This window comes from Cytophaga sp. (assembly GCF_051961495.1).
Classification (GTDB): Bacteria; Bacteroidota; Bacteroidia; order Cytophagales; family Cytophagaceae; genus Cytophaga.
In genome coordinates, this window is sequence record NZ_JBQCDF010000260.1 from 1 (window position 1) to 10933 (window position 10933).

The window sequence follows — 10933 nt, forward strand, 5'->3', positions numbered from 1 at the left end:
ATCTTCAGTAAACCGGATGATGCGTTGATCTGGCTGGCGTTTACAGGTTTGTTTTTGCTGCTGGCAGCCCTGTCGTTTATGATGCGCCAGCATTACGCGCTGAACAATCAAAACCGGATCATACGTCTTGAAGTATATTACCGCTATTTTGCCAGTACAAATAAGCGTCTGGATACGCTTATTGAGCCTTTATCATTCGGACAGCTGGCTGCCTTGCGTTTTGCTTCCGATGAAGAATTTGTGGAACTGACAGAACGTACCATCAGCGAAAAACTGTCTCCGGATCATATAAAAAGATCCATTAAATACTGGAAACCTGATTATATGCGGGCTTAAATTTGTGCAGCTTGCCGTTCGGCTTCAGTTTTGATCACTTCATTTCTATGTACGAGCAGGGTGCGCATGTACCTGGTAAGGAAAAGGCTATTTGCAAATAAGCCCAATATACCCAGTGGAGATTCAAACCGGAAAATATCTGTAACAAGTGTACCCGAATCTTTGGCTTCAAAGATATGTTCATGTTTCATGGATGCAAATGCGCCTTGCGTCATTTCATCCACAAAGTAAACGGGATGGTTGTAGGCGGTAATTCGGGTAGTGAGCGTCTGCCAGATTCCAAGGTGTTTGGCGCGCCAGGTAACAGATTCTCCCAAACCGATTAAACCGGTAGTGGTGCCTGCTATAGCTGTTTCTCCTGTATGTTTGGTAGACTCTATATGCACATCAATATCTCTTGAAACATCAAAGCAGATTTCAACAGGAGCCTGTATAAATGTTTCTAAACGAATAATAGCCATGAGAATCGATGTGGAGTTATTACAACAAATAAACAAATAACCAGCTATTCTGAAAAGAGCGTGTTTCAGTTTTGATGTAAAGCGTTAATAAATAGTTTTTTAAAGTGCTTTCTGGAGAATTAATTTGTCAATCTCGGAATCTGTCAATACCTTTAACCCTTCATTTTAAATCAAAACAATGGCAACTACTTCAGATATCTCAAGAGGATGTTTTTTCAAGCAGGATGGTGAATTACTAACGGTATTAAGTTACGATCATATTACGCCCGGAAAAGGCAATGCAATTTATTCATTAAAATGCCGCAACGTGAAAACGGGCAAGCAAAGTGAAGTGCGTTTCAGGTCCGGCGAGAAGGTGGATATTGTTCGTGTGGCGATAGTTGAAATGCAGTATCTGTATGAAGAAGGTGATTCATTGGTTTGCATGAACCAGGAAACATTTGAACAGATTTCTGTTCCTAAAGTAGCTTTTGGTGATGCAATTAAATTCATCAAAGAAGAGATGATTCTATCGATCCGCTTTGACGACGACGATCAGCCGCTGGATGGCTTACTTCCGAAACATGTTGAACTGGAAGTAACCTATACTGAGAATGGAATCAAAGGAGATTCAACTTCTAAATCCTTAAAGCCTGCTGAAGTTGAGGGTGGTATTACTATTCAGGTTCCATTGTTTGTTGAAGTTGGTGATAAGCTTCGCATCAATACAGAAACAGGCGAATATGTGGAACGTGTGAAATAAATATTGAATATATTAAATAAAAAAGCGTGGTATGTTTCAAACGGAAACATACCACGCTTTTTTATTGGAAATTTTATTGATAGTTGTGATTATTTAAATCACTGTCACGGAAAAAATTATTGTGCGTATCTTCACATACAATGTTCCGGGCACGCAGTGCTGTAATTAATTCCTGCCAGTCTTTTGTTTCAAGTTGTATGGATTGGTACGTATAAGATTTTTGGACGTTTTTTTCGTTATAGATGATGTGAATGGTGTTGTTATATAACACAGGAAACTCGAGATTTCCAATCAGTTTAATTTTGATGATGTTATCGTATAAAAAAGTACGCTCATATTTTTTAAGAATATTTCTTGTAATAATTTTATCAGAGGCTAATTCATAGAAATAATATCTTGCTGAGGTTCTCCAGTAAGATAAAAGTGAAAATCCTGCAAAAAATAAACAGACTACTATTTCTCTAATCAATTTATTATTTATCATCATCGGAGCATCTGAAGAGAGTCTTTGGCATAATAATATAAAAAGTACTATCACACTAAAGGCTATCCAGAGTAAGGATTTATCAAAAGGGTTAAAACGACCTTTTATGATCAGATTGTTTTTCATCGAAGAATTTAAATAAGTGTTATTCTCTGTTTTTTTAATTTATTGACTGAATACATAGCTTTTCAATACCCGTAATCCGAATAAGCCATCTTCAAATACATACGTGATTTTACTTTTGTTGTTTGTTGGATTAAGATCGAAGAACATTCTGAACCAATGGTATTCCTCATACTGATCATTTATCAGGTGGATATAAGAAGTTTTGGATATGTGTCCTCTTCGGCCAATATCCTGCTCATAAACAAAGGTGTAGGTTTCAATTTCTGGATTGGAAGAAAAAGTGAAATTTATAAGGAAAAAAATATTGAATAGAGTTGGTATGATAAGTAGGAATAATACTCGTTTGGAAATTTTATTTGTTTGCAGAATTTTATGAAAGAAGTATGCGCCGGAATACAATAAAAGCCCAAGTAATGCAATGGAGAAGATAGTTAATTGGGTGTTTAGGGTAAAATTGAAAAAGATATACAGATTTAATAAAATGATTACTGTATAGATAAAAGCATGTGTTTTGAATACACGCAAAAGTGATTGAAAAAATGAAGCTAAATTAAGAGGAATTTTTTCTGTAAATATGCCAGCCCAGTATTGGATAGAAATAAATGCAACAAATAATCCTACAAAGAATCCTGACCACTGTTTATAAATATATCCCCATAAAGGAGACATAATTAAAATAACTGATGAAAAAAAGTAGAGGTGTAGAATAACAGTATTGGCAGCTTGTACATTCTTATACTGGTCTGTTTTCTTAAATTCTTCGTATTGCATTTCTGCATACTGCTTTGCTTTGGTTCTTATTTTTTCTTTTTGAGTTTCCCATTCTGAATTGAATGTATTATTTGTTGAATTTTTTAGTTTACCAGTTTTGTAGGTTTTTAAAAATTCATACGCTTCAGTAACTAGAATGAATTGCTCGTGTGCGTCAACGCCTTTGTTTTTATCCGGGTGCAATTGTTTTGCTTTTCTTTTATATGCATGTTTTATTTCGTCAATTGACGCATCGGAACTTATCTCTAAAACTTTGTAGTAGCTGTCGATTGATTTATGCATGAAATGTAGATAGGCCACTTTCAATGGTCCAATTATAGTAAAATGTTTTTTTAATTTTTCACTCTTTGAGACTTTTGCGGTTAAGTAAGAAAAGGAGTTTAGCCGCAAGGGGCGCAAAGAGCGAAAATGAATTCATTACTTGATCTCAACCCGTATGCCTTGTGAATGCGCATTGAATTCTGGTGCGTACATACATTGAATGTTGGTAATTCCATTGGAGAAATTACCGGCATTGTTTACACGCAAGCTGTATTCAAATACATAGGTACCTCTTGGCAGGAAGCCGATGAAGAAATCGGTTGACGCATCGCGGGTACTTTCATAATAACCGAAACTATTTTTCCATTTAGCACCGGATAATACATTCAACGGTTCGAAGCCCGCGGCACGCATATCCTGCACGTGTACATATTCCAGGTCACGGTCTGAACGGATCACCAGTTTTACTTTTACAAGGTCTCCGGCTTTTAAAGCAGTAGCAGCTGTTACAGGAGTAAGCATGGTACCACTCGGAGTCTGTACTTCCAGCATCAGTTCTTTGGTCAATTGGATCTGATCGTTTTTATGTGTCGTGATTTTGTCAAGATCTTCATAATACTGCCAGTGCAAAGCTCCCCAGGCGATGCCTTCACCTTGTTTGCTCAGCGTTACTTTAGACATCTCCGGTTTGATTTCCTTGCTTTCCCATACCTTTGTAAGGGTAGGATTGATGTTATTTTCCGGGAAGTCTACTTTTTTATGCGCAACTTCAACACTTAAGGTAGTATCAACTGTCAACCATGAAGTACCGTTAAGCAGCAAGGCATAGCAAGCTTCAGTGGTTGCTTTGGTAGTTTTCCAGTGTGTCGTTTGTTTTTGTGTCAGTAACCAGAAGCGCATGTTATCTACTGAAGAACGGTCTTTCGCTGTTTCTTCAAAGAACTCGATCAGCATTGCCTGGCGCTCGATCGGTGCCTCGTACCAGTAATAGCCCGGATTGGTTTTCCAGTACATGCCTTTGTCTTCCGTTACAATGGCACGCTCCTTAAAGGATTTGTAAATCAGTTCAGATAATTGTGTGTCGCCATCACGGTAAGCAGCAAGTCCGATCAATGCCTGCTCATACAGTGCATATTCCGTCCAGTATTTACGGGATTGGTTTTTGTAAAACTGTACAGCTGTTGCAAGTTCACCTTCAGCTTTGGTTTCAAAGAAGCTTCTTCCATACAGGTAATGTACTTCAAGAGAAGACGGACGAACATCTTCAAGCTTCAGCTTATCAACTTTCGCACGTCTCAATAATTCCTGGTAGTCTTTCAGTAATCGTTCCTCACTGTATTGAAGAGCCTTGCGTGTGATGTCGCTGATCTCATCTTCATGTCGCTGTTGTACACCCAAATGCTTCAGGTGCCCCAAACCAATCAGAATATGCTGGGTAATGTATCGGTCTTCGCGCATACCGGTAAACCAAGGGAATGCACCACTTGGTAACTGCATTTGTTCAAGCTTTCCGATCGCGCGGTCAAGTTCGCTGTTCATGCGGGTCAGGTCGAATAATAAACCAATACGTCTTTTTTGTTCGGTTTCATTTTCTGCAGCACGCAGCCATGGTGTCTGTTCCAGTAACAGCATTTTCAGTTCCTGATTTTTTTCAAGATTTGAAAGCAATGCCTCCGGTTCAAGATTTTTCCATAACTCAAACATACGCTTAAACTCCGGACTGCTATTGGCTACGAAACCTGCGAGTGCGTTGGCATAATAGCGGCTGAACGTTTGTTCCGCGCATTCATATGGATACTCCGCTAAGTAAGGTAAAGCCTGTACGGCATACCAAACCGGATTGGGTGTAAACTCCAGCGTAAGTCTGTGATTAACCAGTGTATTGGATGAGTGGCTGCCAAGTTTTTCCAGATTGTATGTTTTGGTTTGTCCTTTTGTTACAACCATTGGAATGCTTTCGGTTACCAGCATCCTGTTAGAAAATACAGGAATTACATTTTCCTCGCCATCGCTGTACTTACCGGCTGTTGCAACGATACGGTAAACAATTGCCTGGAAGTTGCCCGGCACTTTGATCGACCAGTTTTTAACTTCGCTTGGAGTGTTTGTATTGCCGAATGGTTTTAATGGCTCTGTATTGCCCAGTTCTTTATCAATTGGCTGCATGGTAGCGGCATCAAACAGTTGCAGTAGTACGGTGCCTGTTAGCGGACCGCCGCTCAGGTTGGTTACTTTAGCGGATAATACCAGTTCGTCACCTTCACGTAAGAAGCGCGGTGCGTTGGGTATAACCATCAGCTCTTTTTGTGTAACTACTTCCTGTTGTGTTAAGCCATAGCTCAGGTCTTTGGTATGTGCAAGCCCCATCATTTTCCAACGGGTCAATGCTTCCGGTACGGTAAAGTTCAATACGATATTTCCTTCCGCATCAGTTTTCAGATCGGGGAAGAAAAATGCTGTTTCACGGAAATCCTTACGGATGGCAGGCTGTTCCGGCTGCTCTTCTTTTGGAGAGGCCAAAGTTTTATAATCCTGTTTTGTATTTCCAACAATAACAGAATCTGCTACCGCAAGTGTACCTTCTGTCATGGCAGACATGGCAGGAGCTGGTGCCATGTCGTATTCTTTCTCGTACATAACTTCTTCAGCACTTCCTGGCGCTGCTGATTTTTTCATTCTCAATGCGCCGTTGCGGTAGCCGCCGTAATGATATCCGAAAGAATAACCAAACCAGTTGAAATGGTCGTAATATTTCTGTGAGATGTATTTTTCAGACGGGTGGTTATCCCATACTTCAAAGCCTTCTGTTCCGAAACCATCATGGTTATTCATCCAGCTTAGTCGCCCGTAATTATACTGGTAGAGATTCATGAACCAGTTGTGTTTGACAAAGGCATCGAGTGATGCATCATACATTGTAGCCAGAAATTCCGCGGCTGCTTTTTCTCCGTTACTTTTTTTAATGATCAATCGCCATTGCTCTGCCTGTCCGGGTAGTAGCTTGCTGCGGAATGTTTCCCAACGAATGTCCAGCTCTTTGTTTGTGAAAGGTATGTTGATGTTTTCTGTACCTCCATATACACGGCTGTTGTGAACAAAGATATACTGTACACTTAATCCGCCGCGGTCTTCTTCGGTGAGCAGTTGTTCTATTCTTTTCGTTTCATTTTTGAGTGAAAGGAATTCTTTTCGAATAATAGTACCGTTGCGTTCGATCTCGCAGAGTACGTGTACATCAGAGAACGATGAGCCGATTTCAAAAACTGCTTTTTCATTCGGTTGGAATGATTCCTTCGTAACCCTTGCAAACAGGGGCACGACAACAGCTAATTTGTTGCTTGCGGGATCCATTTTTTGAAAAAGGAGTTGTGTTTCACTTTCCACACCGTCTTTATCCGGCGCCGTCGCCAGGATCAGGTATTGTCCGCTTTCCCAGTTGTCAGGAATATTCCATGGAGCTGTTTTACCCGAGTCTGTTTTTATTATTATTTCGGAAATTAATTTCTGCGGAAAATTTTCAACGGCTGTTTCATTCGCATATTCATCTTCAGGAAATAATTTACGGAATGCTTCTTCGCTAAGGAGTGGCTTATCCGGTGTTTCCCAAAGTCTCTGACGCAGAACTTTTTCAGGGGGCTGTAATCTGAATATCCTAATCCGGACGTTGGCTGATTCCGGTTCGCCGGTTTGGTTGGTCGCCGATACCGTAATGGTTGCAGGCTTTCCTTTTTCAACTACTGCCGGTGTCTGTATTCCGAGGGTCAATGAAGAATAGCCGATGGCAATGGTATATTGGTCGCTATGGGTTTCACCGCTGATATCAATCACATCGGCATAAATGGTGTAAGAGAATGTTGATTTGCTTTCTGCAGAAACGGAAGCATCGGGCAGGGTCTGGAAGTTGATGTTGAACATTCCGTTTACATCGGTCTCGGTTGTGCCGGTTGTTATTACCGTTTCTGCCGTATTGATGTTTGTCCAGTATTTAGTATACCAGTAAGGCAGCTGTATCTGGCGTACCACACGGTAGTTTACCTGCGCGCCATCAATTGCATTTCCTGCAAAGGCTTTGGCTTCAGCCTTTACATGAACCTCCTGGCTAAGCTTGACCTGCTCGGTAAGCGGTTGTATTTTTACTTCAAATTTCGGGCGCTTGTATTCTTCTACATTGAAGTATGCGCGCTGCATATAATTTCCAATGCTCATTTGCCCGGTCAGTGAACCAACCGGTGTTGTGAAAGATCCTTGTACAGAACCGAATTCATTGGTGGTTAATTCCAGTGAGGATGTTTCTTTTCCGTTCGCATCGTAGAAAGAAATTGTTACCGGATAATTCTTAATGACCGAATAGTTGTTCTTTTTTTCACCGTTGTATACAATGCCTTTGAAATAAACGGTTTGTCCGGGCCTGTATATAGATCTGTCTGTGAAGAGCAGCAAGGTCGCAGGTTGTATTTCCGTCGGGTTGTAATAGCGCTCATCGGAATACAGATAAAATCCGTATGAGTTCCGGTTGTCGTTAATCAGTCGATCGTTTTTGGTACTGATATCCAGTCGCACATAATTGGAATAACTGTTTTTTTGCCCGGTTACTTCTACATAACCATTCACATCAGTGGTATAAGTGCCTATAACTTTTTTACGGTTCTTTTTGCTCTGATAATCATAATCACTGATGAATGCACTCACCTGAGCATCTTTGATCGGTTTGCCGGTGTTTCTTTCCAATACATATATCTGGGCTTTCCCTTCTCTAATGCGTGAAACATAAGAGATGTTGGAAATGGTTGTAAATGCATAGGCAAAAAAGGCTTTGTTTTTCTCAATCTTTGTAACATCTGTAGCAATCAGTAGATAAATACCTTCAGACAGTGCTTCCGCAACAAGCTCAGTGCTGTGTTCGCGCAGCTGTGGATCCTGTATAAGATCTACTGACCATTTTTTTGTTGGTATGCGTTCAAGATAGGGTTTAAAATGGTCAAACCTGTCGGCATCGTAATTATATTGCAGATCGTTTTTAAGCTTTTCAGCTTCCGCCACACTTAAACGGATCGCACGCATGTATACCGTTTTAACATTGTTGTATGCAACGTGTATGCGGAATGGTGTCTGTGGAATATGAACTTCTTCTATGGTCAATGCCAGCGAAGGACTGTAAATATTCGATTTTAAACTTTCACAATTTTGTGCACCCAATGAATTCGGGAAACGTTTGATGGCAGCATCACATATCTGTATAGCTGTTAGATTGGCATCGGGATAAGCCGGACTGTTTTTAAAGCCTGTCATGTTTGAGGCACGTTCGCGCCAGATAGAAGCCATGGCATAGCTTACCTCTGTTGAAACCGGATACTTCAGGCAGGATTGTTCCAATTTTGATAAGGTATTCAGACGGAGTTCATCGGTATTGGAAAGCCCGGAATTAGCTGCAACAAATGCAAATCGCGTCATTACAAGATCCGTGAGGATACTGGGGTCCGTATCTTTCAGATGTATCTTTTCAAGATCCTGCATCAGCTTCATAGCATACAGATGCGTACTCAACGTGTCTTTGCTTTCAATCGTCAGCGTTACGAATTCTGCAGAAAGAGAAAAATAGGCTGTATTATTCAGATTGAATTGTTCAGCTGGTCTGTTGATGCCTGCTTCCGCAGATTGAAAAAAGATTAATGTTTTTCTTCCCAGGAAATCATAGAGGTTCGTGGTATAGGTATGATAAATACTGGAATAAATAACATGCCTGAAGTTATCTGTTGGATAAGTCAACAGTTTCTCTTTATCCTTCAGGGAAGCATGGTACGCCTGGATAGATGCCTGCAGGATGGTTTTCTGATCCCAGGTTTGAATATCGTTATCATCAACGTTTGTAGATGCACTGATGTCAGAATTGTAACGGCGGCGTTGAAAATATTGCCAGTACATTTCGCCCAGCATGGATTGAAGTACAGCATTTACCGGAAATGCAGCTGTTGTTATTTCTTTACGAACAAAAGCAATGTCTTTTTCAAAGGCATCCTCTTCCGTCATGTCTGTGCAGCGCATCATATAGATCAGGGCTTTGATCTGGTTGTCTGCATCATTTTTTTCTTTAGATTCCTTATATATTTTTTCCAGGTCTGTTAAGGCAGATTTGGGCAGCGATTGATTTAAATAAGAATCAATTTTTTCCCAGCGTTGTTGCATACCATCGGTTTGTGCCATTGCAAGAGTAAGTGTAAAGAATGATAAAATGGTTAATGTTAAAAATCTCATAAAGCTCAGATTATAGTTTACGGATTCCGCCATATGCTTAACGTATGGACTGAATACGAGGTTAAGTTCCATATCCTGAAGCAGAAAAGCAAAAATGCTGCCGGGAGTTTACGATTAAGAAAATGTAATTGGTTTGATATAACCAGAATAATGTATCTGCTTGAATTACAATGTTAACTCTGAAACATTTTTATTAACTACAAAGAACACAAAGGCGGCAATAAGTTCTATTCGGCATCTATGGTATAAAATATAAAACGCCGGTTATTGACCGGCGTTTGTTTATTTAATCACAGATTATAAATCAATTATTCGCATATACCATCTGTTGTACACGAAGGTCCTTCGGATACTTCAAAGGGAGATACACGATTTTCTTTGCGCCATACGGAGAAGGATCTCTCCAAAGTTTCTAAAAAGGCCTGTGGAGGCTGCGCACCTGAAACCGCATACTTGCGGTCGAATACAAAGAACGGGACACCTCGTATGCCTAACTGCTGTGCTTCCTGGATATCCTGTGTTACCTTGTAGGCATAGATATCATCCGTTAAGGCAGTTTTTACTTCCGCTTCTGTTAAGCCAATATCTTTCCCCAGTTCAATCAATACATCTGTATTACCAAAGTTTTTACCTTCAGTAAAATAGGCATAGAATAAACGTTCTTCCGCAGCATCGCCTAAGCCCTTTGTCTTTGCGAGCTGGATCATACGGTGGGCGTTGAATGAATTTGCAATCACTGCTTTATCGAAGTTGTATTCGAGTCCGGCTTTTTTTGCTGTAGCAACTACACTGTCGTGCATGTGTACTGATTGTTCGTAGCTCATGCCTTTACGGGCTGCCAGGTATTCATATACATTTTCTGTTCCATCGGTTTCCTGCGGAATGGTTGGGTCCAGCTGAAAACTTTTCCAGATGATTTCTATGTTGTTGCTGTCTGCAAATTGCTTTAAGCCAGCTTCGTAGTTGCGTTTTCCGATATAGCAGAACGGACACATAATGTCGCTCCATACTTCTACTTTCATTTTATTTTCCATGGAATTCTCTTTTATTCTATCATACTACAAAAATCAGGTAGAATCAGTTCAATATGTCATCGGAATCACAACTTTTGGATTTTTATATTTTTCCAGTGTTTTGTATGGAATGACAGAAAATTCTGCACCGTCGCAGTTGCGGGCATACCGGTAGAAATACGGATAAAGATATAAGCCATTTTCAGTCAGGTTCCAGGCCGCAGAATCCCATACATCCGGCGTGCTGTAATCACATGGTTCATCCGGATCTTCATCATCCTGTTTTTTCATTTCTTCCGGATAAAGTTTGCTCAGTACTTTTACAATGTTCGGACCCATCACATCAACTCCAAGTTTGTAAGAATCATTGCTTGAATAATCCGCTTCTGTTTTTCCGAAGAATAAAAAGTCTGTGAGCTGCATCTGCTTACCTGTTTCCATATTGAAGGTATAACCTGTACTGCCATAGTCGGGGTGCGGCCCCCCA

Annotated in this window: 8 protein-coding genes; 2 read left to right on the top strand and 6 right to left on the bottom strand. The window is 40.4% G+C overall.

Translation table 11 applies throughout. The features are described 5' to 3' along the window. The coding region (locus tag ACTHJT_RS14515) for a DUF6526 family protein (RefSeq protein ID WP_440239458.1) at positions 1–336 on the top strand (336 nt) is incomplete at its 5' end. Here ACTHJT_RS14515 and ACTHJT_RS14520 read toward each other — a convergent pair. After that, positions 333–797: an SRPBCC family protein gene (locus tag ACTHJT_RS14520; RefSeq protein ID WP_440239460.1), complete on the bottom strand. Its 465-nt coding sequence runs from the start codon at positions 795–797 to the stop codon at positions 333–335. The two genes, ACTHJT_RS14515 and ACTHJT_RS14520, sit on opposite strands and share 4 nt — an antisense overlap. 178 nt (positions 798–975) lie before the next feature. On the opposite strand from ACTHJT_RS14520, the gene efp reads away from it, so the two are divergent. Next, positions 976–1539 (top strand): elongation factor P, encoded by a 564-nt coding sequence (gene efp / locus ACTHJT_RS14525; protein ID WP_440239462.1) that lies wholly within the window; start codon positions 976–978, stop codon positions 1537–1539. Between the two features lie 73 nt (positions 1540–1612). Here efp and ACTHJT_RS14530 read toward each other — a convergent pair whose 3' ends face one another. From ACTHJT_RS14530 to ACTHJT_RS14550, 5 genes are all read right to left on the bottom strand, one after another. Beyond that, the gene (locus ACTHJT_RS14530) at positions 1613–2149 is read right to left on the bottom strand and encodes a hypothetical protein (RefSeq protein ID WP_440239464.1); all 537 of its coding nucleotides are present in this window, start codon (positions 2147–2149) and stop codon (positions 1613–1615) included. A gap of 39 nt (positions 2150–2188) precedes the next feature. Continuing rightward, on the bottom strand, positions 2189–3202 hold the full coding sequence (locus ACTHJT_RS14535; protein ID WP_440239466.1) for a J domain-containing protein: 1014 nt from the start codon (positions 3200–3202) through the stop codon (positions 2189–2191). A 135-nt stretch (positions 3203–3337) separates the two neighbouring features. Beyond that, the gene (locus tag ACTHJT_RS14540) at positions 3338–9433 is read right to left on the bottom strand and encodes an alpha-2-macroglobulin family protein (RefSeq protein ID WP_440239468.1); all 6096 of its coding nucleotides are present in this window, start codon (positions 9431–9433) and stop codon (positions 3338–3340) included. 308 nt (positions 9434–9741) lie between these two features. Next, the gene (locus ACTHJT_RS14545) at positions 9742–10467 is read right to left on the bottom strand and encodes a DsbA family oxidoreductase (RefSeq protein ID WP_440239470.1); all 726 of its coding nucleotides are present in this window, start codon (positions 10465–10467) and stop codon (positions 9742–9744) included. Between the two features lie 48 nt (positions 10468–10515). Beyond that, a partial coding sequence (locus ACTHJT_RS14550; RefSeq protein ID WP_440239472.1) for a hypothetical protein occupies positions 10516–10933 on the bottom strand: 418 nt, incomplete at its 5' end.

What these genes read in the sequence shown, in the direction of transcription:
- ACTHJT_RS14520 (WP_440239460.1), bottom strand. Translation starts at nt 797, where the DNA reads ATGGCTATTATTCGTTTAGAAACATTTATACAGGCTCCTGTTGAAATC.
- efp (WP_440239462.1), top strand. Translation starts at nt 976, where the DNA reads ATGGCAACTACTTCAGATATCTCAAGAGGATGTTTTTTCAAGCAGGAT.
- ACTHJT_RS14530 (WP_440239464.1), bottom strand. Translation starts at nt 2,149, where the DNA reads ATGAAAAACAATCTGATCATAAAAGGTCGTTTTAACCCTTTTGATAAA.
- ACTHJT_RS14535 (WP_440239466.1), bottom strand. Translation starts at nt 3,202, where the DNA reads ATGCATAAATCAATCGACAGCTACTACAAAGTTTTAGAGATAAGTTCC.
- ACTHJT_RS14540 (WP_440239468.1), bottom strand. Translation starts at nt 9,433, where the DNA reads ATGAGATTTTTAACATTAACCATTTTATCATTCTTTACACTTACTCTT.
- ACTHJT_RS14545 (WP_440239470.1), bottom strand. Translation starts at nt 10,467, where the DNA reads ATGGAAAATAAAATGAAAGTAGAAGTATGGAGCGACATTATGTGTCCG.